Consider the following 24,980-nt stretch of genomic DNA (forward strand, 5'->3'; position numbering starts at 1 on the left):
CTACTTATTCTTTGTATGAGTATTGTTTACATGCGTGTTAGTTGCATGGATAAGGTGCGGATTAAAAATCTTATTCAGCGAATGCAGAATCAAGCCAACGCCACTGACTGCCATCAAGAAAAACGACAGTGGGATCATCGCTTTAATGATCCAACGATACGGCAAGCCACCGGGATCGCCCGACGTTTCACCCAGGTTATAACTCTCTTTGGCAACATCGATACCAAACCAAGCCACCAGCAAACAAAAAGGAAGCAGGAAGACAACGGTGCCGATTAGATCAATAATCGCTTGCGCCTTGAAGCTGAGTTGTTCGTAAAAAACATCCACTCGCACGTGGCCACCAGCCTTGATGGCATAAGGAACACCTAATAGGAAAACAGCTGAGAAAAGATGCCATTCCATTTCTTGGAAGGCGATTGAGACATCATTGAAGGCATATCTCATGACAACGTCATACACGACGTTCGCGATAAGTAAAATAAACAACATACTGGAAAGCCATCCCAGTGCATCACCGATACGATTAAATAGGCGTTCAATATAAATTAGACTTCGCATTCCCGACTCCATGGAATTTGAAAAGACATCGCGTATTAGAGTTAGGGCAACTAAAACAAGTAGCGCTAACAAGATGCACGACGTAGAAAGGGTTCTTGGGATCTTGTTACAGGATTTATCCTGCTTAATTATTATGGTTAAAATGAACCCGCCGCTTAGTCACTCTTAGTTACCTAACAAGAACAGCTTTGGGTTCATTTAGCTTCAGTTCAACAACTGTCGATTATTTCGCTTGGCTATTTAAATAAGCTCTGTGTGAAATATCCGTCCATGAGCGCACTTGCTCTAGGTAGCTTGCTTGTGAAGCTTGGATCTCTTTTGCCAGTGCATCTTTCTCAGCATGTGCCGCAAGTAGGCGATCGTTCGCTTCTTTCAGTGCCGACATGACTTCTGGTGGGAAATCTTTAACTTGTACGTCTGGGTATTCTGTTTTCATTGAAACCCAGTTCTTGCCACTTTCGTGCGTTGCTTGTGTGTACATGTCGTAAGCCGCTGTACGCATTGCAACACGCAAGATTTCTTGTAGGTCTTCAGGAAGCTTGTTCCATGTACGCTTATTCACTAGGAATTGAAGCTCTGAACCCGGCTCATGCCAACCTGTGTAGTAGTACGGCGCAATTTTGTGGAAACCCATACGCAAATCAAGTGATGGACCCACCCACTCTAGCGCATCGATTGTGCGACGCTCTAAAGATGTGTAAAGCTCACCAGGGGCAATGTTAGTCGGCTTAGCACCTAGCTCCGCAAGGATCTCACCAGCAAAGCCTGGGATTCGCATTTTCAGACCTTGTAGATCTTCAACGCTGTTGATCTCTTTTTGAAACCAACCACCCATCTGAATATCCGTGTTACCACCTGGGAACGACATTAGGTTGTGTGGAGAGTAAACCTGCTCCATCAATTCCATACCGCCACCGTGATAGAACCACGCGTATTGTTCTGCTGGCGTCATACCGAAAGGCATAGAAGTGAAGTAAAGAGTGTTTGGAACTTTACCTTTCCAGTAGTAAGAGCCTGAGTGACCCATGTCGTATTGACCAGACTTAACCATGTCAAAAACGCCAAGCGGTGCTTTGTGTTTGTTTGCTGAATCGATTCTGATTTGCAGTCGACCATTCGACATTTTCTCAGCCATCGCAGCCATGTTTTTGGTTGCATCACCGAAAACAGGGAAGTTTGGTCCCCATGTTTCAGCGAGCTTCAAGCGATAAACCTTATCAGCAGCTGTGGCGCCAGTTGCGACCAAAGCTAAACAAGCCGCTGCAGTAACCGCAACGTTTTTAAAAACTCGTGTGAGGGAGTTAGAAATGAGACTCATGTTCACGTCCTTTTGTTGGATTAACACTCTTTCTGTGAGTATTTTTTATGGTTCAACATAAGAGTGCACCTTGATGAGGCAACTAGATATCAGGGAGAGCACGCACGACAGACCCACACAAACTGCGTATTAGACCAAAGGATTACGTAGAACTACGTAGGAGATAATTGAGTTATGTCGGTTTTAAAGGACTTACTCTATTCATCAGGGGAATGCTTATTGATAAGTACCTAAGTATTAATAATTAAATATCGTTAACAATTGATTGCCATTTCGTGATGAGGCTCTATTCTCACCACATATCAAATACGCACCTGAATGCATTCAATCCATGAGAATCAAGGATTTCAGAGAATCCGACGCCCTACTTTGGTGCTTACTGATTCGAAACAAGGGACGCACGAAAGACAGATGAATAACGGAAGAGATCTGCCGATTGGAAATGAGGCTTCTGGGGCTAGGTTCGAATGCTAGGTTTGAATATGAGTATGTGTTTAGGGGATTTGGGTTTTGGTTTTGGTTTTGGGATTAACATGATCCGTCAGATACAAAAAAGCCTCGAAAATCGAGGCTTAAAAACTTAACGAAGCGAATGTAATCCCACAGAATTAGATAGCTTTGTAGATAACCTTGTTACCTGCAAGTTGCTCTTTCGCTACTAGGTTTTCTTCAAGAAGTTTTTTCAATGCGCCTGTTGCCCATGAAGCTGCTTTCGCGTCTTCTTGACCAGCTGCTAGGCCGATACCTTTAGGGTTAATGCCTTCAGCATTGCTAACAACGATGTCTAGAACTTGTTGTTGCTTAGGAGTCAGTGCTACTGCAACTTCTTTAGTTGCTGCTACTGCTTTCTCTACCGCTGGTTTTGCTGCTACAGTTTTTTCTGCTACAACTTTCTCTGTGACAGGCTTCGCTTTTTTCGGCGTTGCCACTGCTTTAACTACAGCCGCTTTAGTGCGTTTCTGCAGTTTAGCCTGCACCTTACGCTTATGAGCAAGTCTCATTGAATATTTCTCCAGTTCACTGCTCTTTTCGCAGTGGTGAAAATTTGAAGCGCGATTTATACCAAAAAACAGGAGCTATTTGTAGAGTGAAGCGCCGAAAGTCGACGAAAAATACCGATATTGTCTACTAGCGTCTATTATTTAATCATCGACTTATCAATTCAGGGTCATATACACTGGTTATCCATCCAGACAAAAATATGAAAACTTGGTGTTGCCTATGGACACTCGTCACCTTACAAATTTCTCTTTGCCTTCGTTCACACGTTCGTACCGTATTCTGGCCGTTGTTTTAGGCTTCCTTTGCTTGATCGTTGCTCTGTACAGTGACAATCCAAAGTTACTGATCGTGGGTGCATTTTGCATTATTGCCCTACTCGGAACTGGCTATTATTTAATGTTGCGCAGCAGAGTGATGTTCACTCTCACACCGACTCATTTTCAGCAGCATTTTTATAAAGGAGGGTGGATTTTAAAGTGGAGCAATATTGAAAAGATCGGCCTATGTACTTACGAACAAGATGGGTGGCATCAACCTCTTCCTTGGGTTGGTATCAAGGTTAAAGATTACTCGCCCTACCTCGATTCAATTTGCCCTAAAATCACTTGCGAGTTATTGCTGAGCCAGCGAGCACTTTTGTATCTGGGCGCCAAGCAAGCGGGTAAAGAGTCAAACTTTGAAGATATGGTTCTCGACTCATCGCATTACCATGCGCGCTGCACTGAGAGCGGTTGTGTGGAACTGAACAGATATAAAGAGTCACAAAATACTGACGAGGTTATCTTCAACGATAGCCAAACACAGACTAGCCCAGGTTCATCCCATGAATCGAAATCCCATAAATCGAATGCGAAAAACGCAGTGATTAAAGACTATTCCGGGTTGCAGGCGATGCTAGCGAATAGGATGAAATATCAGAGGGGTTTCCACGGTTACGATATTTTCATATCAACTCAAGATTTGAATATGAGTGGAGAGGAGTTTATTGGACTTGCTCGACGCTACTTGGCGGCTGCCGAGCGTCTTTCTGATTAAAATTAAACAGGTTTAAAAATAAACTCGCACGCAATAAAAAAGCTTAGCTTTCATAGGAAAAGCTAAGCTTCATTTTCAATCAATCGCAACACGAATAATCGGCCGGATAATCAAATACTTAATTAGTACAGGGGCATTTCATCCGCGACAAACGGGTTTGATGCGCGTTCACGACCAAATGTCGATTCAGGGCCATGACCCGGAACGAATGTTACGTCGCTGCCTAGTGGCCAAAGCTTAGTCTTGATTGAAGCAATCAGCGTGTTGAAGTCGCCTTGTGGGAAATCCGTACGACCAATAGCACCGTTAAATAAAACATCACCAACAAACGCCATGCGCGCTTGCTCACTGAACAGTACAACGTGACCTGGCGTATGACCCGGAGTATGAATCACATCAATCACTTGGTTACCAAAAGTAACTTTGTCGCCCTCTTCCAACCATGTGTTTGGTTCAAAAGCTTTACACAATGGGAAACCAAACATCTGACTTTGATTCTCTAGGCCTTGAAGCCAAAAGTTATCGGCTTTATGCGGGCCAACAATGTTCACGTTCAAGATCTCAGCAAGCGGTACAGTGCCGCCAACATGATCTAAGTGACCGTGCGTCAGGACCAAGTTCACCACTTTAACACCGAGCTCTTCAATGATCGCAGCCAGCTGTTGAACATCACCGCCCGGATCGACAACGATGCCTTCCATTGTCTCATCACACCACACAATTGAGCAGTTTTGAGAGAAAGAGGTAACAGGGACAACTTGATACTTGAGAGACATATACAAACCTTAAAGGGCAAACTGAAATTTGGGCAAACTATGACATTGGATGTCTACTTTGACAAGTCCCTACCGTTTCGCTCGCAATCTAAGCTTAGCGCTACCAGCTACGAACTGGGCCAGTATCGATATGGATAAAGTTGCTACGTGCATAATAACCTACACCACCCGCATTCAGGCTTTTGGCTACGTCTCTTAATTCTTTTAGGTTGACGCCATCAATGCGGAAATCAATCGCTTTACCCAACATGTGGTAGCTCTTCTTAGCTACGCCACTCGACTTAGAGCGCAATGCCTCATTGGTCGCTGGAGAGCGGTAGCCAGAGATGATCTGAACTTCTTTATGAATACCTAAGACATTTTGAATCTGAGTGATCTGATCAAACAGGTTCTTGTCCATTGGGTGAATTTCATTACGGCGGAAATCACGACATAGTTTGCTGAGGCGTGCCATCTCATCACCAACATAGTTAGTGCCATCGAAATAACAGGTCTCTAATCGTTCACCAGTGTGAAGATTGTTCATACTAATCGTTCTTGGTTGATCAGGGTATGAAGCAAAAGCAATAGAAGGAGTAATTGAGGCGACAACAGCGGTACCACCAGCGTAAGTCAGAAACTGACGGCGTGAAAATAAACTTTGAGACATACAGCAAAAAAACCAATTAGATCGAACGAAAAATGCACGATACATAATGGTAATTGCTGCGTCAACGTACAAAAACCGCCCAAAAGGTTAGTATTTGTAACCTTTTCACGGTTAGTTATTGATCCACATTATAATTTTATCAATAGAAGCTTGGTTGTCATTTTTTGGTCAAGATCACCCTTATTGGCTTCACTGATGGTTAACCACCCTCTTTATCATATTGGTAGATGTCACCACGATACTGTATGCCCCCTTCTTCAAACAATACGGTTTGATAAATGATATGTACGGGGATTCGCTTCTTGAGTCGCACCTTAGTATTAGGAGCAAGGTCATCACTTTGGTTAGGTACTTTCCTTACCTTGGTAGCAAACAACAATTCAGCCAATTCCTCTGCATGTTCAACACGTATGCAGCCGGAGCTATAAGCACGGAAGTCGTCATTAAACAGACCTTTGCTTGGCGTATCGTGCAGATAGATCGCTCGCTTGTTAGGTGTGTTGAACTTGTACAAACCTAATGCATTACGCGAGCCTGCCTGCTGACGCATTCGATATGGGAAAGAATTGAAATTGATGGTCTGCCAATCGATCTCAGTGGTGTCGACCGTCTCCATAGTGCGCCAACCGTCAATCACTTGGAAGTTGTGTGTATCTAGATAGCTTTCGTCCGCTTTCACCTTAGGCAAGATGTCTTTGACCATGATTTTCCATGGCACATTCCAAGTCGGGTTTAGGATGACCGAATCGAGGTTTATCTCTAAAAGTGGTGTTTTTCGCGACTTTCTGCCCACGACGACTTTGGACTCAAAGACCTCTTCGCCATCTTCCCAATACTTCATATCAAAACTAGGGACATTGACGACGATGAGAGAGTCTCTGTTTTTTGGCCACAAACGAACTCGTTCGGCGTTCAGAGCCAATGAAGTCAATCGATCATCAAAGCTCATGTTGATCCATTTGATCGTATCTGGCCCGACGATCCCATCGTCTGTAAGGCCGTGCATGCGCTGAAAAGATTTAATCGCTGTTTGCAGATCTCGATCGAACTCGGGAAAATCGACCGCGATCATCGAGGTATCAACACCAACCAAAGCAATGCGCTCAACAAGAACCGTTTTGTCTGAAAGCTCGTCACCCAAGCGCTTCAAACCTTTCTGTCTATATCGTTCAATATTGAGTTCAGAGGCGGTTTCTAACACCGAATAGGTTGTTTTGAATTGGTCAAAATCCCCTACAGGCGGAGCGTAGGACAGCACCATCTCCAATAAATAATCATCGGAAACACTGCTTTTTAATCTCATCAGAATATGAGGAGAAGGCGCCGGTAATTTGGAATGTAGCTTTCCGGAAAAATACCATTCCTTTCCCATTAGTGGCGCATTTTCAACGTAACTTAAGTAATAGATAAAGGTATCGGTTAAAAGAACGTCCAACTCTTGCCATTGACCGCGGGATTGATACTGACGGATTTGCTTGAGTTGTCGTTCGAAGAGCGGTGCCATTTGCGCTTGTTCGAGAAGCGACAATTGGAATTCAAACGCTTTAACAAGTTCAGGGGAGTCCCATAGAATTGGCAGAGAGGAGTCTTGATAAATACTCTGGGTAAGCTCTGGATAAATCAACATAAAAGAGAGCTCTGAATCAGCCGGAATAAATCGGCTCTCGTCAGAACTCGTATAGCTCCATGCGTGCACAGAAACTAGAACTAATAATCCACAGAAGTATTTTGCGAACATGCTTAACTCCATCACCAACCATCTCATAAGTATGGCAAAGAAATAGAAGTAAGCATGTTATTTTTAAGAGGCTTTGTAAATCAGATTGAACTCCAATGGTTATCCCACTGGACCGATGATTGCTGAGTTGATTTCTCATAAGGCTTGCTCTGGCTTACCACACTTCCCGCCCCAGAGCTTAGTCGAAACTCACCATCAAGCAGCACAGCGCCAGAAGCATCAGATAATGCAGACAGTTCTACTAACTCTTTGGTTTCTTTAGACCAAATTCCGTAGCAGTTGCCTCTTGGCGAAGTCGCAATAATCCAATCGTCTGACGCCGCAATACTGGCGATATAGTGATTGAACCTTGCCCATTGCTCTGGCTCTGCGTTCAGTGATTCAAACTGCCCACCTTTAGTATGCATAGCTAATAGCGAAGGATACTCATCGGGTTCACCACGATATTGCTGGCCACAAAGCACGGTTTCAGCACCATCATGGGCTAAGTGTCGAATGCTCAGCTTCTTATCCAACAATTCAACCTGATCAAGCAGCGCACCTTCAGGTGAAACATAACTTAAGCTCGGTTGCATCGAATCCAAGTTTTTTGGGGTTCTTCCGTCAGTATGAACGCCACCAACGCCAATCGCGAGATTTCCATCCGGCATGATGATCACTTCATGAGGGCCAATACCAAATCCAGTGAACTCCTCGACCTTACGATAGCCTTTAGCGACGTCGTAAACGCCAATCACACCTTGGCTGCTGTCCGTTTTCCCTTCAGTGGCATACAGTAACTTGCCATCTAATGAGTAAACGCCATGACCATAGAAGTGACGATTAGTCCCTTTCACGACCATTTTGATCTGCTGACCGTTTTTATAGTCAAACACCATAAAATAGTCACCAGGACGACGAGCAAAAACCACCGCATGTGATGAGGTTGGGCAAATCGCGACGCCATGACCACGATCTGGGATCGGCAGTTGACTCAATGGCATCCCATATTCGTCAGCCACAACCGCTGAATATTGACCTCGCCCATTCAGCGCACAACCGACTAATTGAGGCTCATGAGATGAGCTCATAGCACCAGAGCGACTAGCACACCCAAATGGAAGTACTGGTACAGCGGCACAACCCAGTGCAGCCTTGAGTAGCGTTCTTCGCGTAGTATCAGTCACCATCGGTAGCATTAAATCCTATTACCACGCCAAGCTCTATCGCCACTTCTTCATGAATGAGGTACTTCAAACGTTCTAGTTTGTTGTATTGAGTCAGCACATCTCGATAGCCCTCTTTAGTCTGCAATAACTCAAACAAGCTTGAGTCTGTAGGCCAAGTATCTAGCGTCAATGTGAACTGGTCAGCAACACGGTCAGCAAGGTCATTTAAGCCCTTCTCTCTCAACAAGCCGTCTAGGCCATTGCCATCGGCAAGGTACAAATTCTGCAGTGCTGCTACATTGGCTTTTAGTTGAGTCATCGAGGTTTGTGCACGCCATGATTCTGAGAAGTAAGGACGCGGATGACCAATTTTCGCCATCGGGCGACTCAGCTTTTTCATGCTGTAATCAAGTTGGTTGGTCAATAAAGCGATGTATTCAGACTCCCAGCGAGTATCGTCTAGCGCTAACCAAGGGTTAACCTGCCATGCCAGTGCAATCGAAGACGACTTAATCGCTAAGTTTTCAGTAATCGCTTGTGATGATTGGCAACCTAGCGCTTTGTCTTGAAGCAGTGGCGATTGCTCGTCATAAAGCGACCATTCCAACGCACCTAGCCCTTGAACGGTCACACTCTGCTGAGCAATTTCGTGCTGGGACCAAACTTTATCTTGCTGAGTCAGCTGGCGCATTTTTAGGCCTGTGGTGTTCTTTTTGTCTGGCCAGAATTGAACATTCCAGCTCTCTTCAAGCGCTGCTGTTGGGCCTCTTTCTTGGCCTTGTAGTGCCATCCAGCTGTTCATGGTGAGCTGCCACTGATTTTTCAACGCATCCAGTTCAACATTGTTGGTTTGGCAATAACCCTGCATCAAGACTTCTAGCTCGTTGGCTTGCTTGGCGAATAGGACTGCAGAATCAAACTCTTGTTGATAGACACTGCGACTGATGTGGTCGGTCGTGTCTGCTTGATAAGACACACCGTTAACCTCAGATGAAGCGGCTTGCTCACCCGATGATTGGCAGCCTGCCATGATTAATACCGACAAAGGCATTAACAAAAATTTATGTGTCATGCTGTTACCTTACTTCCTAATTTTTCTTTTAATTATATGAGTTCATTAAATACGAAACGACCGCTGGCCTCGTGTTCCTACAAGTTCAGCGGTGCTAAGTGGTTTGATAGCGGCTTTCTTAAGTCATTAGCCGTTAACTAAACTGAATTCAACTCAGCCTATAACGAGTTTAAGAACGCCAATAGCGCGTCACGCTCGCTGCTACTCAAAGCTAAAACGTTTTGTTTCGCCATTTCTGCTTCACCGCCATGCCAAAGCACAGCTTCCATAACATTTCTCGCACGACCATCATGAAGTAAGAACGTGTGACCATTCACTTCTTTGGTATAGCCTAATCCCCATAAAGGTGTTGTGCGCCATTCTTGGCCATTCGCAAGATATTCAGGACGGTTATCCGCTAAGCCTTCACCCATATCGTGCAGTAACATATCGGTATATGGGCTAATTAACTGCTTAGACAACGCAGGCAAACCTTCACGCTCTGCCGTGCGGAATTCAACTTGGTGACAACTTTGACAACCAGCGTCTTTAAACAGCTTTTTACCCTGAACAACGACTGGATTGTCGACGTTACGACGAATAGGCACGGCTAAATGCTGCGAATAGAACTCAACAAAATCTAGAATGTTGTCGCTAACCTCAGGCTCACCACCATTCGGAAAATCATCACAGGTTGATTGCGCTGATGTGCAGTTTTCATTCGGGAACAAGCGACTGGTTAAGCCTAAATCACCGTTAAACGCCGCGGCATTTTGCTGCATTAAGTTCGGCTGCCCAGCTTTCCAACCAAACCGGCCTAGAGCCATTTCGTTGGTTTGAACATCGAGAACATAGTTAGCTTTACCGGAAATACCTTGCTTGTCGGCCAATTGCTGATCAGCAAATCCAAGAATCGTTTCTTTTGAAATGCTCTCCAGCAGACCAAGGCCAATCATTGGCGGCGCAACGCGCGCAGAAAACTCTGTTTTAGGGTGCATCTCGCCAAAAGCAAGATCAGTAATCTTTAGGGTTGGTTTACGCAGAGTCACGACTGTGCCGTCTTTGAATTCAACCGGAACATCTGTGTAGCTGATGTTCACTTTACCCTCTGGTTTCACACCTTGAAGCGCGAAATCTTGTAACTGGCCGCCGTAAGTTGGTTCTGGAATACCGCCATCACGAATGAAAGCTTGTCTCTGCTCTGGCGTTTCAGCTGGGATACTTAAGCGAACCAACATTGAAACCGCGTTCTCATCGCCTTTTTCAGGCGCATGACCACGACCATCTTTAATATGGCAGTTTTGACAACCGTTGGTGTTGAATAGTGGGCCTAACCCATCACGCGCATCGGTTGATGAGGGTGCAGGTACCCAAGGGTTTCTGAAGAAACTGTTACCGACACTGAAATCCAAGCGTTTGCTCATTGGTAGATTGGCTGCAGGAAGAGAAAAAGCATTCGCTCCCTCTTTCTTCACAGTCGTTTTACCACCAGAGTAAGTTTCATGGGCATGTAATGGCGATAAGAAAAACAGTGCGGTTAATAGTGAGGCTGATAGATACGACTTCATACATTGCCTTGCTGTGTTTTTGATTTTAGTTTTTATTTGGGAGTAACTTTCTTGAGTAGCAAACAATTAAGGGCTCAATGAGAGCCCTTACAATAGTTTTCGTCTCGGGTTCTTAGAACTCGTGATCAGCCGTGTCTGGGTTAAGGCTATCAATACCAATAACACCAGCAGCACGCTCGATTGCAGCAGTTTGAGACACTAGCGCAACAATCGTTTTGTTTACTAGTGCGTTACCCGCTGCGTTGTCAGCAGCAATTAGCTGATCGAAGTGCTGGTTGTTTTTCTCAGCAGACGTTACTAGTTGACCAACTTGTGCACGTGCTAGGTCAAACTGCTTTTGGATCTCTTTCGCAGCTTGCTCATCTTTTTGCTCTACTAGGTCAAACAAGCTTGGACCTGAAAGCAGAGTGCCGTCTTCACGCTTATATAGACCCGTGTAAACGTTGTAGATGCCTTGCTCGTTGTAGTAGTGAGAGTTGTGCGTGTTATCAGAGAAACAGTCGTGCTCATCTTCAGTAGAGTTAGCTTCTAAAGCCACTTTCATACGCTCACCCGCCAATTCACCTAGAGACAGTGAACCCATGCCGAACAGCATTTTACGTAGGCCGTTGTCGCTAGATTCAGAAAGAAGCTCTTGACGGTAGTTGCCTTTCTCGCCTTCAGCCCACTGTTTTTCCATCCACTCTAGATCTTGGATAAGAAGTTCAGCTGATGCTTTTAGGTATGCGCCACGACGGTCACAGTTACCATTAGTACACTCAGCGCCAACAACGAAGTCAGTGTAAGCACGCTCACCAGCACCGCTGTTTGTGCCGTTCAAATCTTGACCCCAAAGTAGGAATTCAATCGCGTGGTAGCCAGACGCTACGTTTGCTTCAGAACCACCGATCTCGTTGAGATCTGCAATTAGTTCTGGAGTAATGTTGGTTGCGTCTACCGTTGTCTGACCAATTTGGAAAGTTTTATTAGCAACGATGTTTGCGCTAGCGCCTTCGTTACCAAGCTCATATTGGTAATCAGAAGAAACGTAATCGATTAGGCCTTCATCAAGTGGCCATGCGTTCAATTGGCCTTCCCAATCGTCAACAACAACGTTACCAAAGCGGAATACTTCTGACTGTTGGTAAGGTACGCGAGACTCAAGCCAAGCTTGTTTTACTTGTTCGAAGTTGCCAGCAGAAGGAGAAGCTAAGAAGGTATCAATAGAAGAGTTCAACGCTTTTGCTGTAATTACTGAATCTGCAAACACGGCATGAGCAATATCTGCGTAATGTTCTACAACTTGATCTTGAGTTACTGCTGCGAAAGAAGAAGCAGAGGCAAAAAGGAGTGACGAAGTTACGGCTTTTGTCACTAAAGATTTAATAGTCATGAAGCATCCTTGTTGAGCTTTAAATTATTATTCGTAGTAATAGTGCAAACCATTATCATTTGCACTACGGATTGGAATAATACAAACTTACAATTTTATTGCAAGATAAATACAAAAAAACCTCACATATGTGAGGTCTTTAAACATTTTTATGTTAAGCGCAACAAAGAGGCTAATCAGATATCCAGATTATGCTTACCGTGTGAGACTTTTGCCTTCAGGTAGCTTTCATTACCCGACTTAACATGAGCAGAGGTATTCACCACTTCTTCAATCTCAATACCAAAAGATTTCAGCTCATTGATTTTCTTTGGGTTGTTAGTGACTAAGCGAATTTTTGTGGTTCCTAAAGCACGAAGCATTTCTGCCGCTTCAGTAAAATCACGCAAATCATCACCGAAACCTAGATGGTTATTGGCTTCGTAAGTGTTCATACCTTCACTTTGCAGGCGGTATGCATCGATTTTATTGTATAAACCAATACCACGACCTTCTTGGCGTAAGTAAAGAATCACTCCACCCGTCTCACCCATAATTCTAATGGTTTCGTCTAGCTGCTCGCCACAGTCACAGCGAGAGGAATGGAAAACATCACCAGTCAGGCACTCAGAGTGCATACGAACAAGAGGTATGTCTTGTGTCTTGTCTGCTGATTTAAATATCACAGCAACATGCTCTTTATCTGTTTTCAATCCATGAAAAGACAGAAGTTCAGCATCAATACTGCTTGTTACCCCTACTTTGAAATCTATTCTGGCACGCACTTCCGCCATAGCTATACTCACTTGAAAATTCGATGTATTTAACAACACTACATTATATGTCTAGGCAATATTTTGTAGCTAACTATCTAATGATAGACACTATGAGGCTGTTAACAATTTTTTTCAAGGTCGACCATGCACTAATTGTTATATTATAACAATAATTTTTCAGGTAACAAAAAACCCCACATTGGAATGACCAACATGGGGTTATAAATTAATCAGTTGCGGCTAAGACTACGATTTTTTACAGAACGATCAACTTACTTGAGTTTGCTTCCAGATGACAAGCTGAACCCAAGCGTTCTCTAATTCGGTTAACTCTTCTTGAGTAAGCGTAGAAATGCTCGACTTTGCACTGTATTTTTCTGCCCATTTGTCAGATCGGACATGAGTATGGAACTCTTTCTTTAAATTTGAGATTACGTTATCCACAGATACATCCTTATATAACAGTGCTTAGCCTTTATAATCCTTTAATGTTACAAAATACAGGTCAATTGGTAAACAGTAATACATAATTTTTATGAGCTCTTTCTAACACTTTTTACTGATAGATATATAAATAAGAGAAATGATACGCTCGGAAGTAGCCAAAGTAATAAGTTTGAAACACTCATTGCTGGTTTATAGAGCACAAATTCACCGAACCTTTCCGTCATATATTGAGTAATTTCATTATTACTCTTCCCTGCTTTCACCATATTGAATACAACGAGGCGTAAGTCTTTTGCAATTGGAGAGTTCGACTCAATCAGGTTTTGATTCTGACATTGCGGGCAACGTAGGGTTTTTGCCAATGTAATAGCGCGCTGTTGCTGTTCTGGGTTTTCAAACTCAAACAGTTCAACTTGAATACTCGTGTCCTTATTACTGGCTGTAAACAGATCTTCTGCCAAAGTCGGAAAACTAATAACCATAAGCGTAGACAGCATAACGAGTGCTTGTATTAAAGGCTTCATCATCCATTCGCACCATCAAAATACATCGCAAGTTCTTTGCGCCAAACCGATTCATTAATCACGCCCAGTAACTTCTTAACTATTTGGCCTTCAGCGTCGACCAGATACGTTTCAGGAGTACCGATTACACCGAGTTCTAACGCCAACTTCCCTTGAGGATCGCTGATCACAGTTGAGTACGGGTTGCCGTCGTTGGACAATACATTAAGCGCAGCACCGGGGTTATCTCGATAATTGAGACCAACAATTGGAATACCTTCCTTTTGTAGTTCGAGTAAAAAAGCGTGCTCGGTTTTACATATTCCGCACCATGAAGCCCATACATTGACCAGTTGGTAAGGATGTTGAGTGACATCAGCCAACGTAATTTCCTGTTTACTACTGATGCCTTCACTATTCGCTAACGCAGTAGATATGAATTCTGGAAATGCCCTTTTTTGCTCCGACACAATCGTCGATTGCTGTTTATTATTGAGCGCAAAGGCAAAACCCAACACCACCATTAATGCCAAGATAATTAACGTGATGAGCTTGTTACGAACGCTGGTATGCATACTGTGACGCCTTAACGGTTTTCTTTTTACGATGAGTCAATGAGAGTAAAGCGCCAAGAATGGAAAACAACCCACCAAACCAGATCCAGCGCGCATACGCCTTGTACTGCACTCGAAATGCATAAGCGGTGGAATCTACTTTCTCGCCCATGGTGATATAAACATCGCCATGCCAGAACCACTTCATTGCAGGCTCACTCATGTTCATGACTCGAACTTGGTAGTGTCTTCTTTCTGGCGCGATGGTAAAGCTTTTCTCACCAGTATCTAAGTTTAGTATCGCCTTCTCTGCGGTAAAATTTGAGGCGACATAAAGCTCAGTATCACGATGAGAAAGCGTCCAATCCATGAACTCTACTTGTGTGCCAGGGCTTAGTTTATAGCTGCGCTCAAACGAGTGATAGCTATTCATTGCAGCGCCTACGGCGAGCACCGCAACCCCAACATGAGCAAAGGTCATCACCCAGACTTTGCGTTGGAACTTAGCGCCGCGCGTTACCACTAAGCCATAAACATGAGTGAGTAAAACCCAAAACGCGAGTGACCATGTCATCAGAGCCATCACTTGCGCTTGCGACTGTTCTACTTGCCAAGAATAACAAACGTAACCCAATGCCAACGACACCAAAGCTAACAATGAAATAACACCTTTGGTTGCCTGAGGTTTAACACTCAACAATGGGGCTAAGCCAACCACGCCAAGTGCAAGCAAAGCCAAAGGTGCAATCAACAGATTAAAGTAAGGCGCACCTACCGATATGTTCCCCAACCCAAGCAGTTCAAAGACCATTGGATAAAACGTACCAAACACCACAACAGCGGTCGCCAGCACAAAAATGAGCACCGCGACTAGGCTTAAAAAGCTCTTACTCGCGAAGCTAGTAATCGGGTTAGATTCAAAAGACTCTCCTCTAATGATAAGCAGAGAAAATGAGCTCACGAGCACCAACACTAATATAAGTAGCAGTGCGATACCTTTGGTTGGGTCAACAGCAAAAGCATGCACCGACGTTAATACGCCAGAACGAACAATAAAGGTGCCTAAGATACTCAAACAAAACGTAATGAAAGCAAGGCTGAGAGACCATTTTAAGAGCTGTTGTTTGCCCTTGGCAACGCCTAAGCTGTGCAGTAAAGCTGTTGAAGTAAGCCACGGCAACAAGCTTGCATTTTCAACAGGATCCCAGAACCACCAGCCGCCCCAGCCTAATTCGTAATACGCCCACCAAGAGCCAAGAATGATCCCTGCGGTTAAAAAGATCCAAGCGACTAGACACCAACTGCGACAATGAGCAACCCAATCAAATTCAATTGGATCAACCAGCAAAGCGGCAACTGCAAATGCAAGCACCACAGAAAAGCCGACATAGCCAAGGTAAAGTAATGGCGGGTGAAAGATCAGACCGACATCTTGCAACATTGGGTTAAGGTCACGCCCTTCTAGCGGCAAGATCGAGTTCATTTCAAACGGATTTGATGCGAATAACGTGAACCAAGCAAATATCGCGAGCAGTAGGTTCATCACCCACAGCACTCGGCTTTGGTATTCATTCGAATAGTGTTTTTGTAAGGCGATCACGCCAGACCAGACGCTGATCGTCAGCACCCAAAATAACAAGGAACCTTCATGGCCTGCCCATACGGCTGCGAGCTTAAAAAATGAGGGTAATTGAGTATTTGAATGTTCAGCGACATAGAGGATAGAGAAGTCATCACTGACAAAAGCGTAGCCAAGCAATGCGACAGAAGTGAGAGAAAACAGCGCACTTGAAAGAGAGAAACTGCGGATTAAACCTATATTTTGCGTCCGTTTGTTTAGCATTTGATAAAACGAATGCACACCAATAATGCTACTGAGTACAGCAACCAACACTAAACTAAACAGCCCCAAAGAACCGACCATATCACCTCAATAAGGCTCCGCTTGAGCAGAGCCAATCTGAACACGCATCTCATGTTTATTTAAAGCATGTTCATTAATAAGCAGATATTCAGTATCTAACATCTGCTCACTAATAAACTTGAGCAAAATTAAGCTATCGTTAACTGCCCTGCATAAAGGACAAAAGTTCGCAGCATTAATACGCCCATTAGGCTTAGCGAAGTAACGGAGAAAATATACACCGAGCTATGGCGGATTGAGGTTGGTGTAACGGCATTCAGCAACAACGGTAAAACCATGCCAACACCGATGACGCCATACCAGAACCAACTCGCCCAGAAACCACTGCCAATTGCATTCCATACTGCTTGTTCACTTTGACCACCAGCGAAGATCAGCCCAGTAAAGAAAGTAATAAGAACAAACAATTCAAACATCACGACTGGACGTTCGAATCCGTGGATCCATGAAATAGTTGGGCTATGAGGTGATTCTTTAAAGACCAACACACCAAATAAAATACACGCCGCCGCTCCCGAAGATAAGCTCGAGAATAAGAACAAAATCGGCAGCACTGGGTTATTCAATAGTGGGAAAGTATTTAAAGCTGAAAGCAAGAATCCGGTATAAGCGGCAAGCATAAGAGCAAGAACAGCTAAGAATATTTCCAGAGCATTCTCAAACACTTCTAATTTGCCAATCCAATTACCGACAAAATCAAGTCGCCCTTTTAGCCATGCTTGCTCATTCAAGAACACGACTATTTGATCTCTAAATATAATGCCGATCCAAAGGAATAAGATTACCATATATACTTGGAATAAGATCACACCCATCGACATCACAGACGTTGGATTATAGAAGATCATGATCTTCCAAAAGGATAACGGTTTTGTCAGGTGGAAAACCAAGATAAGCAGACCTGAAATGATCCCAAATGGCGCAAGAAAAGCCGTGGCCTTTAACACACCATTATGAGCAGGGTCGCCTTCAATAACCTTACGCTTTAGGTAAATGGAGATCATTACGGCACCCGCCGACATCCCCGCGAGAAATAGATAGATTGCTATAATCCAGTCCCATACCACGGTACCAGACTGAAAAGCTGCGTCCCATGCACTCATAATCAAATCTCCCCTTTTTGGTGTGGTACTTTATAGAGTTTTGGCTGAGTACCTAGATAAGCTTTATCTCTGTAAACCACCTCAGATTGAAGCACCTGGTTTATCTCACTCTCAGGGTCATTTAGATCGCCAAAGACCAGCGCATTGGTCGGGCAAGATTCGACACAAGCAGGCAACTTCCCTTGTGCAAGATTGGTATCACGACAGAAGTTACATTTATCTGCGGACTTGTTCTCAGGATGGAAAAAACGCACTTGATATGGGCAAGCCAATAGACAATAACCACAACCGACACACTTCTCTTGATGAACGTCGACAATGCCGGTTTTTTCATCTTTGTAGGCCGCGCCTGTTGGGCAAACCATCACACAAGGTGCGTTATCACAATGTTGGCAAGAGTTACGAGTAAAACGGTAATCAACATTGGGATATTCGCCTTGGGGCTCACTCTTAATAATTTCTAAGCGCGATACACCTTCAGGTACTTTGTTTACTTCACGACATGCTTCGGTACACGCGGTACAACCAATACAAGCGGTTTCGTCATGAATCATTCCATAACGTTTAGTGCCATCTTCTTGAACATTAGCTAGCGTCTTGCGACTTGTTACCGCCGCAGTTCCCGCTACACCTGTGGTAAAAATAACGGCACCAGCGCCTGCTAAAAAGTTTCTTCTTGAGCAGCTCATAGATTACTCCTCTTCTTTCTTCTGGTTGAAGTCTGAATGGCAATCCACACACAGCTTGATGGTTTGCTTCTTATCTAAGCCCAACACCTTTGCTTCAGTCGCATGAACATCATGGCAGTTTGAACACGTTAAGTTTTGCGCGTGAACATCGTGAGTCCAACTCGCTTCACGCAGATCATCAGGCTTGTGACAATCGATACATTGGCTATTGGCATCTAAAATTAAGCTAGGGTCTAGGAAAACCTTTTCAGTTCCCGGTTGTGATTGAGCCTCGCGATACTTCACCACTTCAGGCGCACCTTCACGGTGATCGGGGCTAATAGAACTATGACAGTCGGTACAATTTACTTCGCGGCCAAGCAAAGCGTGTGCACTTTCACCATGTGAACCCAATACCGTTTCTTTTGAATCTTTATGGCATTGAACACACTTGTAGTCTTTGTCGCGGATTAATTCGACTTCATGTCTTGTTGATTCTCCTACTGGCGTAACAGCAGGCTCAGCAACAGCATGAATGGAATAACCATAGAGGCAGAATGCTAGAAGGGATTTAAGCATTATGACTATGGCCAATTTAATATTGCCCATTTTATCCTTTCCTTATACCGGCATTATTTAACTCTCAACTAAATAATATTCCGGTTAAACAAAAGTACCCTTAAACGATATTATTACCGCTTAAATGATATCAATTCTTATTTTGGATAAGCCACAACGCTTTCTACAGTTAGAATATACCTCTAATTAGGTAATACGAAATTTGGATGGGTTAATCTGTGAACGCAATCACCCTATTTATACCATGGTCAATTTAGGTAATTGATTGTTATATATGATAATAATTCTCAATTAAATTTTAATAACACTGCCCACCAATACCCCTTTAGGGGTATATAAACTTCAACGTGATTGAAGTCACTACCATTAATTGATCTAAGACAAGCTATATCCAACACGTAACAAAATGTGTTTGTTTATGAATTAATATAAACAGGAATTCTCCAGTTCTTAATTTGAATAGCAAACTCACAACGCTTGGTATAAGAATCAGTATATTGGAGATATCACTGTGAAAAAGCATTGGATACGTAATTCGGTCACAGCACTATTAATGGTTAGCGCATCACTAGCAAGCGCGACCAGTTTTGCTGCGTCTGAACAAAAAGAAATTGGCGATCCTCGTAACGACCAGTTCGAGCAAAACCACCCAGATCAATATCATTCATGGAGACAGACTTCAGAAAGCGAAGTTATTGAAGACGCACTAAAAGAAGATCCCAACATGGTTATCATGTGGGCTGGCTACGGCTTCGCAAAAGATTACAACAAGGCACGTGGTCACTTTTATGCGATTGACGATGTACGACAAACGCTTCGTACTGGCGGCCCAACAGACGAAAGCTCAGGCCCAATGCCAATGGCATGTTGGAGCTGTAAGAGCCCAGACGTAGCACGTGTTATTGAAGAACGTGGCGAAGATGGTTACTTCGAAGGTAAGTGGGCGCGTCTTGGCAACGAGATCATTAACCCTATTGGCTGTTCAGACTGTCACGATACCAAAAGCGAAGGCTTTAAAAATGGTGAACCAGCACTTAAGGTGACTCGTCCTTACGTTGAACGTGCATTTGAAACGATTGGTAAAAAGTTTGATGAACAAAGCCGCTTAGACCAACAAGCTTCTGTTTGTGCTCAGTGCCACGTGGAATACTACTTCACAGGGCCAACCAAAGGTGTGAAATTCCCTTGGGACCAAGGTACAACCGTTGGCGACATGGAACGTTACTATGATGCAATCAACTTTAAAGATTGGACGCATAAAGTATCGAAAGCACCCATGCTGAAAGCACAGCACCCAGGTTTCGAAACATGGCGCGAAGGCATCCACGGTAAGAACAAAGTCGTTTGTGCTGACTGTCATATGCCGAAAGTGACCAAAGAAGATGGCACCGTTTATACCGACCATAAAGTGGGTAACCCATTCGACCGCTTCGAAGATACGTGTGCAAACTGTCACACTCAATCGAAAGAAACCATGCGTAACATCGTATCAAGCCGTAAAGCGCAAGTACTAAACATGAAGCTGACAGCAGAGAAACAAATCGTTGCTGCTCACTTTGAAGCAGGCGCAGCATGGGAAGCGGGTGCGACAGAGCAAGAGATGGAGCCGATCCTACTGGATATCCGTCACGCTCAATGGCGTTGGGACTACGCGATTGCGTCTCACGGCATTCATATGCATGCACCTGAAATCGCTCTAGAAGTGCTAGGTACTGCCGTTGACCGCGCAGCGGATGCTCGAACTAAGATTGTTCGTCTACTGGCGAAGAAAGGCATCACCGATCCAATCGAAATTCCAGATATCTCGACAAAAGAAGCGGCTCAAAAAGCGCTTGGAATGGACATGGATAAGATGAACGCAGAGAAACAGCACTTCTTAGACACGGTTGTTCCTAAATGGGAAGAGCAAGCTGAAAAGCGTGAAGCCAACTACGAATACTAGTTTCTTCAATTAGACCATTACGTAAAAACCAGTCACACTATTGTTGTGTGGCTGGTTTTTTTAGGTTTTGGGGGAATACACATCAATATCGATACCCCTAATCCACTCGCCAATTCAAGGAATAAACAATGAAAATCTTACTTTCGCTTTCGGCATTATGTATTGCTCTACTCAGTTCAAGCGTTCACGCATCTGAGCGTGCTGAGACAGGGTGGGAATTAATAGAGAAAGGTGCATTAGTGGTTGATGTCAGAACACCTGCAGAGTTCGAACAAGGGCATCTAGACAACGCCATCAACTACCCTCTTTCTGAAGTGGCTACTCACTTTGCTAAAATAGATAAAGACCAACCCATCGTGTTGTATTGCCGCAGTGGCAATCGTTCAGGGCAAGCTTATCAGTTCTTGCGCGCTCAAGGGTTTACTCAAATCCATAACGCAGGTGGGTTAATCGAAATGCAAGAAAGCCAATAACTTGAGAGATTAATGGCTTTAGAGGCTAATCGTTTCAAAGGCTAATCAGGAAGAACAGCCTATTGACCAAGCCTAGCGGGTCATCTGTTTGGCTTGGTTGATCGAATGGATAATAGAAACACGATCAATGCCCTTTTGATTGGAATCGAGAATTTGAGTCCACGCATCGATCGCTTGTTGATAGCGCATACTAATGAAGTGATCGGTCGCAATCAGCATCAATGCCGTACGATCATTGGGATCAAGCTGCATGGAGTGATCCAGTAACGCATTCACGTCATCACTCATCGCTTGAGAACTAAGATAGTAAAGTGCCGTTGCTTTGGCTGCATAGAGGCCAGAAGGTGCTTGAGGATCTAAACGAATCGCATAGTCGTAACAGGTGAACGCTGCATCAAACTCCCCTTTCTGCATGTACACACCACCAAGCTTAAACCACAAATCGGATTGATTCGGGTCTTGCTCAAGGCTTTGCTGAAGTTCATCTTCGAAATCTGTTGCCGTGTAGTTATTATTATCATCCAAAGGCAGTTGAGGTAACTCTTGTTTAAGTTGAGACCAGACAAGCACACTCAAAGCCACAGCAGTAAGTGAAATCATCACATTGCCTTTTAGATGACTGCCATTGTTGTTCGCGGCAATAACGATCACAATCAAAAACAGACTCATCAGTAGTAACGCAACCAACAACCAGATATCCATTCCACATCCCTTTTATTTAGCTCTATCTCCTACTCTATCGTTTTCGCCGTGCCTCGTTATTGATCAAAGTTTAGCGTTCGAGATTTAGTGATCAAACTTTCGCATAAAAGCGACGGGGTAAGATTGGTGCTCAGACCTAAGCCATAAGCCATAAGCCAAATGAAAAGAGAAGAGAAGAGAAATGACAGGCAATAAAAAACCGAGCACTTAGGCTCGGTTTTTTCATTGGTAAGCTAAATTACTTAACGTAATCGAGATTACTCAGTGTCTTGCTCGCTATCACTTTCAGAGTCAGAAGCATCTGATGCTTGCTCTTCACTTGATTCAGAAACGACCGTTTCTTCTGCATTAACTGTTTCTGCGTTTACTGCGTCAGCATTTGCTTCTTCAGTTTCTTCGCCTTCAACAATCTCAGCTTCTTCTACTTCGTCGATACGTTGTAGACCTACAACATTCTCGTCTTCAGCAGTACGAATCAGTGTTACACCTTGAGTGTTACGACCAACTTGGCTCACTTCCGCTACGCGAGTACGTACTAATGTACCTGCGTCGGTGATCATCATCATTTCATCGCCTTCTTCAACCTGAACAGCACCAACAACTGGGCCATTACGATCAGAGACTTTGATAGATACTACACCTTGCGTTGCACGGCCTTTCGTTGGGTATTCAGCCAGCTCAGTACGCTTACCGTAACCGTTTTGAGTCACAGTTAGGATATCGCCTTCGTTTGAAGGAACAATCAGTGAAACCACTTGGTCGTCTTCTGGAAGCTTCATACCACGAACACCAGAGGCAGTACGACCCATTGGGCGCACTTTGTCCTCGTTGAAGCGAACAACTTTGCCCGACTTCGAGAACAGCATGATGTCGCTATTACCATCAGTAATATCAACGCCAATCAGTGAATCATCGTCACGTAGGTTAACTGCGATTAAGCCGTTAGCACGTACGTTTGCAAATTGATCCAGTGATGTCTTCTTAACTGTACCGTCGCCTGTTGCCATGAAGATGAATTTCTCGTTAGAGAACTCAGAAACAGGCAGGATAGCCGTAATACGCTCACCTTCTTCTAGAGGAAGAATGTTAACGATAGGCTTACCACGAGCGGTGCGGCTTGCTTGAGGCAGTTGGTAAACTTTCAGGCGGTACGTTTTACCACGAGTAGAGAAACATAAGATGTTATCGTGAGTATTAGCAACAAGCAGACGCTCAATGTAATCCTCATCTTTCATCTTAGTTGCACTCTTACCTTTACCACCACGACGCTGAGCTTCGTAGTCGCTTAGGATTTGGTACTTAACGTAACCTGCGTTAGAAAGCGTTACTACAACGTCTTCTTGAGCAATTAGCTCTTCCATGTCGATGTCATGAACCGCTGCTGTGATTTCTGTACGACGCTCGTCGCCATAGATATCACGTACCGCTTCAAGTTCTTCACGGATCACTTCCATCAAACGCTCAGTGCTTGCAAGAATATGCATTAGCTCAGCGATCTCTTCTAGAAGTGCTTTGTACTCGTCTAGAATCTTCTCGTGCTCAAGGCCTGTTAGGCGGTGAAGACGAAGTTCTAGAATAGCTTGTGCTTGAGTTTCCGTTAGGAAGTATTGACCATCACGGATACCGTATTGGTCTTCAAGCCAATCTGGACGAGCTGCATCAGTACCAGCACGTTCAAGCATTGATGCAACGTTACCAAGATCCCAACCACGAGATACTAGACCAACTTTAGCTTCTGCTGGTGTTGGTGCGTTCTTGATCAGTTCAATGATTTCATCAATGTTTGCAAGCGCTAAAGATAGAGCTTCCAAGATATGTGCACGGTCGCGTGCTTTCTTCAGTTCGAAGATAGTACGACGTGTCACAACTTCACGACGGTGATCAACAAAACACTTCAACATATCTTTAATGTTGAAAAGTTGTGGTTGGCCGTTGTTCAGAGCAACCATGTTGATGCCGAAAGTTGTTTGCAGTTGAGTTTGTGAGTAAAGGTTGTTTAGTACAACTTCACCGACAGCGTCACGCTTACATTCAATAACAATACGCATACCATCTTTATCAGATTCGTCACGCAGTGCACTGATGCCTTCAACTTTCTTGTCTTTTACAAGTTCTGCAATCTTCTCGATCAGACGAGCTTTGTTCACTTGATATGGAATTTCAGTAACGATAATTGTTTCTTTACCGTTCTTTTCCATTTCAATGTTCGCTCGTGAGCGCATGTAAACTTTGCCACGACCAGTCTTATATGCATCAACAATGCCCTTACGGCCACTGATTAATGCTGCTGTCGGGAAGTCTGGACCCGGGATGTAGTCCATTAGCTCATCAATAGTGATGTCTTCATTACTGATGAATGCTAAACAGCCATCAACAACTTCGCCAAGGTTATGTGGCGGGATGTTGGTAGCCATACCTACTGCGATACCAGAAGCACCGTTAACCAATAGGTTTGGTATTTTTGTTGGTAAAACTGCTGGTATTTGCTCGGTTCCATCATAGTTAGGAACGAAGTCAACCGTATCTTTATCAAGATCCGTTAATAGCTCACCAGCTATTTTTGACATACGAACTTCGGTATAACGCATTGCCGCAGCTGAATCGCCGTCAACCGAACCAAAGTTACCTTGGCCATCGACTAACATATAGCGTAGTGAAAACGGCTGAGCCATACGAACAATTGACTCGTATACCGCACTATCACCGTGTGGGTGATATTTACCGATTACATCGCCTACTACACGAGCAGACTTTTTATATGCTTTGTTCCAATCATTACCTAGTACATTCATCGCGAACAAAACGCGGCGGTGTACTGGTTTTAGGCCATCACGCACATCAGGAAGGGCACGACCAACGATGACGGACATCGCGTAGTCTAGGTATGAACCTCTAAGCTCATCTTCAATATTTACGGGCGTGATCTCTTTCGCTAGATCGCTCATAGAGCCATTTTCCCTCTATAGTCAGATCGTATTTTTGAATACGTATAAGACCGAAAAATATAACACAAATTTACCTACGGAGGCATCACTTTCCCTCTCCTTTTACCATCTTGTGACCCTTGTAGCCAATCTATTGATGAGAAATTGCACCTCAGCGTCATATCTTG

At 44.0% G+C, this 24,980-nt stretch carries 23 protein-coding genes; 3 read left to right on the forward strand and 20 right to left on the reverse strand.

The genetic code is table 11. From position 1 onward, the window contains the following. From L3V33_RS07975 to L3V33_RS07985, 3 genes are all read right to left on the reverse strand, one after another. A complete protein-coding gene (locus L3V33_RS07975; protein ID WP_054547367.1) occupies nucleotides 1-573 on the reverse strand; it encodes a TRAP transporter small permease subunit in 573 nt (190 codons plus the stop codon). Nucleotides 574-784: 211 nt separating this feature from the next. Then, nucleotides 785-1,879 (reverse strand): TRAP transporter substrate-binding protein, encoded by a 1,095-nt coding sequence (locus L3V33_RS07980; RefSeq protein WP_029223544.1) that lies wholly within the window; start codon nucleotides 1,877-1,879, stop codon nucleotides 785-787. A gap of 608 nt (nucleotides 1,880-2,487) precedes the next feature. Beyond that, nucleotides 2,488-2,880, reverse strand: a complete 393-nt coding sequence (locus L3V33_RS07985; protein ID WP_237290201.1) for a MarR family transcriptional regulator — start codon at nucleotides 2,878-2,880, stop codon at nucleotides 2,488-2,490. 220 nt (nucleotides 2,881-3,100) lie between these two features. Between L3V33_RS07985 and L3V33_RS07990 the strand changes: the two genes are divergently transcribed. Further along, nucleotides 3,101-3,916 carry a DUF2982 domain-containing protein gene (locus L3V33_RS07990; protein WP_237290202.1) on the forward strand — a complete coding sequence of 272 codons (816 nt, stop codon included), beginning with the start codon at nucleotides 3,101-3,103 and terminating at the stop codon, nucleotides 3,914-3,916. A 122-nt stretch (nucleotides 3,917-4,038) separates the two neighbouring features. On the opposite strand, the gene L3V33_RS07995 is transcribed toward L3V33_RS07990, so the two are convergent. From L3V33_RS07995 to nrfB, 15 genes are all read right to left on the reverse strand, one after another. Then, complete coding sequence (locus L3V33_RS07995; RefSeq protein WP_004733386.1) at nucleotides 4,039-4,692, reverse strand: MBL fold metallo-hydrolase; 654 nt, start codon at nucleotides 4,690-4,692, stop codon at nucleotides 4,039-4,041. A gap of 100 nt (nucleotides 4,693-4,792) precedes the next feature. Continuing rightward, a complete protein-coding gene (locus L3V33_RS08000; RefSeq protein WP_065204824.1) occupies nucleotides 4,793-5,341 on the reverse strand; it encodes a YcbK family protein in 549 nt (182 codons plus the stop codon). A 199-nt stretch (nucleotides 5,342-5,540) separates the two neighbouring features. After that, complete coding sequence (locus L3V33_RS08005; protein WP_237290203.1) at nucleotides 5,541-7,079, reverse strand: L,D-transpeptidase family protein; 1,539 nt, start codon at nucleotides 7,077-7,079, stop codon at nucleotides 5,541-5,543. A gap of 80 nt (nucleotides 7,080-7,159) precedes the next feature. Next, nucleotides 7,160-8,248 (reverse strand): DUF1513 domain-containing protein, encoded by a 1,089-nt coding sequence (locus L3V33_RS08010; RefSeq protein WP_237290204.1) that lies wholly within the window; start codon nucleotides 8,246-8,248, stop codon nucleotides 7,160-7,162. Beyond that, nucleotides 8,238-9,299 carry an imelysin family protein gene (locus L3V33_RS08015; RefSeq protein ID WP_237290205.1) on the reverse strand — a complete coding sequence of 354 codons (1,062 nt, stop codon included), beginning with the start codon at nucleotides 9,297-9,299 and terminating at the stop codon, nucleotides 8,238-8,240. The genes L3V33_RS08010 and L3V33_RS08015 overlap by 11 nt, the downstream gene beginning before the upstream one ends. A gap of 158 nt (nucleotides 9,300-9,457) precedes the next feature. Beyond that, nucleotides 9,458-10,846, reverse strand: coding sequence for a di-heme oxidoredictase family protein (locus L3V33_RS08020; protein ID WP_237290206.1), 1,389 nt, complete (start codon nucleotides 10,844-10,846; stop codon nucleotides 9,458-9,460). Nucleotides 10,847-10,958: 112 nt separating this feature from the next. Beyond that, on the reverse strand, nucleotides 10,959-12,218 hold the full coding sequence (locus L3V33_RS08025) for an imelysin family protein (protein WP_237290207.1): 1,260 nt from the start codon (nucleotides 12,216-12,218) through the stop codon (nucleotides 10,959-10,961). A gap of 176 nt (nucleotides 12,219-12,394) precedes the next feature. Next, a complete protein-coding gene (gene ribA / locus L3V33_RS08030) occupies nucleotides 12,395-12,991 on the reverse strand; it encodes a GTP cyclohydrolase II (protein ID WP_004733379.1) in 597 nt (198 codons plus the stop codon). Between the two features lie 249 nt (nucleotides 12,992-13,240). After that, nucleotides 13,241-13,417, reverse strand: a complete 177-nt coding sequence (locus L3V33_RS08035; RefSeq protein WP_017063565.1) for a hypothetical protein — start codon at nucleotides 13,415-13,417, stop codon at nucleotides 13,241-13,243. Between the two features lie 89 nt (nucleotides 13,418-13,506). Continuing rightward, on the reverse strand, nucleotides 13,507-13,947 hold the full coding sequence (locus L3V33_RS08040; RefSeq protein ID WP_237290208.1) for a cytochrome c-type biogenesis protein CcmH: 441 nt from the start codon (nucleotides 13,945-13,947) through the stop codon (nucleotides 13,507-13,509). Then, nucleotides 13,944-14,498, reverse strand: coding sequence for a DsbE family thiol:disulfide interchange protein (locus tag L3V33_RS08045; protein WP_171330945.1), 555 nt, complete (start codon nucleotides 14,496-14,498; stop codon nucleotides 13,944-13,946). The genes L3V33_RS08040 and L3V33_RS08045 overlap by 4 nt, the downstream gene beginning before the upstream one ends. Further along, the gene (locus L3V33_RS08050) at nucleotides 14,479-16,401 is read right to left on the reverse strand and encodes a heme lyase CcmF/NrfE family subunit (protein ID WP_237290209.1); all 1,923 of its coding nucleotides are present in this window, start codon (nucleotides 16,399-16,401) and stop codon (nucleotides 14,479-14,481) included. The genes L3V33_RS08045 and L3V33_RS08050 overlap by 20 nt, the downstream gene beginning before the upstream one ends. 128 nt (nucleotides 16,402-16,529) lie before the next feature. Then, nucleotides 16,530-17,504 (reverse strand): cytochrome c nitrite reductase subunit NrfD, encoded by a 975-nt coding sequence (nrfD, locus tag L3V33_RS08055; RefSeq protein ID WP_237290210.1) that lies wholly within the window; start codon nucleotides 17,502-17,504, stop codon nucleotides 16,530-16,532. A 2-nt stretch (nucleotides 17,505-17,506) separates the two neighbouring features. Continuing rightward, nucleotides 17,507-18,193: a cytochrome c nitrite reductase Fe-S protein gene (gene nrfC / locus L3V33_RS08060; RefSeq protein WP_004733373.1), complete on the reverse strand. Its 687-nt coding sequence runs from the start codon at nucleotides 18,191-18,193 to the stop codon at nucleotides 17,507-17,509. 3 nt (nucleotides 18,194-18,196) lie between these two features. Continuing rightward, nucleotides 18,197-18,781, reverse strand: a complete 585-nt coding sequence (gene nrfB / locus L3V33_RS08065; RefSeq protein ID WP_004733372.1) for a cytochrome c nitrite reductase pentaheme subunit — start codon at nucleotides 18,779-18,781, stop codon at nucleotides 18,197-18,199. A gap of 481 nt (nucleotides 18,782-19,262) precedes the next feature. Between nrfB and nrfA the strand changes: the two genes are divergently transcribed. Further along, nucleotides 19,263-20,693, forward strand: a complete 1,431-nt coding sequence (gene nrfA / locus L3V33_RS08070; protein WP_017091593.1) for an ammonia-forming nitrite reductase cytochrome c552 subunit — start codon at nucleotides 19,263-19,265, stop codon at nucleotides 20,691-20,693. Between the two features lie 128 nt (nucleotides 20,694-20,821). Further along, nucleotides 20,822-21,166 (forward strand): rhodanese-like domain-containing protein, encoded by a 345-nt coding sequence (locus L3V33_RS08075; protein WP_102540736.1) that lies wholly within the window; start codon nucleotides 20,822-20,824, stop codon nucleotides 21,164-21,166. A gap of 72 nt (nucleotides 21,167-21,238) precedes the next feature. Here the strand turns inward: L3V33_RS08075 and L3V33_RS08080 are convergent, their stop codons facing one another. Next, a complete protein-coding gene (locus L3V33_RS08080) occupies nucleotides 21,239-21,868 on the reverse strand; it encodes a tetratricopeptide repeat protein (protein ID WP_237290211.1) in 630 nt (209 codons plus the stop codon). Nucleotides 21,869-22,125: 257 nt separating this feature from the next. Further along, complete coding sequence (gene gyrA, locus L3V33_RS08085) at nucleotides 22,126-24,813, reverse strand: DNA topoisomerase (ATP-hydrolyzing) subunit A (protein WP_237290212.1); 2,688 nt, start codon at nucleotides 24,811-24,813, stop codon at nucleotides 22,126-22,128. Nucleotides 24,814-24,980: the final 167 nt, after the last annotated feature.

The organism is Vibrio sp. A2-1 (genome assembly GCF_021728355.1).
GTDB classification, from domain to species: domain Bacteria; phylum Pseudomonadota; class Gammaproteobacteria; order Enterobacterales; family Vibrionaceae; genus Vibrio; species Vibrio splendidus_K.

Bases quoted from the DNA above. Each gene is read 5' to 3' on its own strand.
- nrfD (WP_237290210.1), bottom strand. From the start codon at position 17,504: ATGAGTGCATGGGACGCAGCTTTTCAGTCTGGTACCGTGGTATGGGAC.
- L3V33_RS08020 (WP_237290206.1), bottom strand. From the start codon at position 10,846: ATGAAGTCGTATCTATCAGCCTCACTATTAACCGCACTGTTTTTCTTA.
- L3V33_RS08040 (WP_237290208.1), bottom strand. From the start codon at position 13,947: ATGATGAAGCCTTTAATACAAGCACTCGTTATGCTGTCTACGCTTATG.
- ribA (WP_004733379.1), bottom strand. From the start codon at position 12,991: ATGGCGGAAGTGCGTGCCAGAATAGATTTCAAAGTAGGGGTAACAAGC.
- nrfB (WP_004733372.1), bottom strand. From the start codon at position 18,781: ATGGGCAATATTAAATTGGCCATAGTCATAATGCTTAAATCCCTTCTA.
- L3V33_RS07975 (WP_054547367.1), bottom strand. From the start codon at position 573: ATGGAGTCGGGAATGCGAAGTCTAATTTATATTGAACGCCTATTTAAT.
- L3V33_RS07990 (WP_237290202.1), top strand. From the start codon at position 3,101: ATGGACACTCGTCACCTTACAAATTTCTCTTTGCCTTCGTTCACACGT.
- L3V33_RS08000 (WP_065204824.1), bottom strand. From the start codon at position 5,341: ATGTCTCAAAGTTTATTTTCACGCCGTCAGTTTCTGACTTACGCTGGT.
- L3V33_RS08010 (WP_237290204.1), bottom strand. From the start codon at position 8,248: ATGGTGACTGATACTACGCGAAGAACGCTACTCAAGGCTGCACTGGGT.
- L3V33_RS07985 (WP_237290201.1), bottom strand. From the start codon at position 2,880: ATGAGACTTGCTCATAAGCGTAAGGTGCAGGCTAAACTGCAGAAACGC.
- L3V33_RS08045 (WP_171330945.1), bottom strand. From the start codon at position 14,498: ATGCATACCAGCGTTCGTAACAAGCTCATCACGTTAATTATCTTGGCA.
- L3V33_RS07980 (WP_029223544.1), bottom strand. From the start codon at position 1,879: ATGAGTCTCATTTCTAACTCCCTCACACGAGTTTTTAAAAACGTTGCG.
- L3V33_RS08015 (WP_237290205.1), bottom strand. From the start codon at position 9,299: ATGACACATAAATTTTTGTTAATGCCTTTGTCGGTATTAATCATGGCA.
- nrfC (WP_004733373.1), bottom strand. From the start codon at position 18,193: ATGAGCTGCTCAAGAAGAAACTTTTTAGCAGGCGCTGGTGCCGTTATT.
- L3V33_RS08075 (WP_102540736.1), top strand. From the start codon at position 20,822: ATGAAAATCTTACTTTCGCTTTCGGCATTATGTATTGCTCTACTCAGT.
- L3V33_RS08025 (WP_237290207.1), bottom strand. From the start codon at position 12,218: ATGACTATTAAATCTTTAGTGACAAAAGCCGTAACTTCGTCACTCCTT.
- gyrA (WP_237290212.1), bottom strand. From the start codon at position 24,813: ATGAGCGATCTAGCGAAAGAGATCACGCCCGTAAATATTGAAGATGAG.
- L3V33_RS07995 (WP_004733386.1), bottom strand. From the start codon at position 4,692: ATGTCTCTCAAGTATCAAGTTGTCCCTGTTACCTCTTTCTCTCAAAAC.
- L3V33_RS08080 (WP_237290211.1), bottom strand. From the start codon at position 21,868: ATGGATATCTGGTTGTTGGTTGCGTTACTACTGATGAGTCTGTTTTTG.
- L3V33_RS08050 (WP_237290209.1), bottom strand. From the start codon at position 16,401: ATGGTCGGTTCTTTGGGGCTGTTTAGTTTAGTGTTGGTTGCTGTACTC.
- L3V33_RS08005 (WP_237290203.1), bottom strand. From the start codon at position 7,079: ATGTTCGCAAAATACTTCTGTGGATTATTAGTTCTAGTTTCTGTGCAC.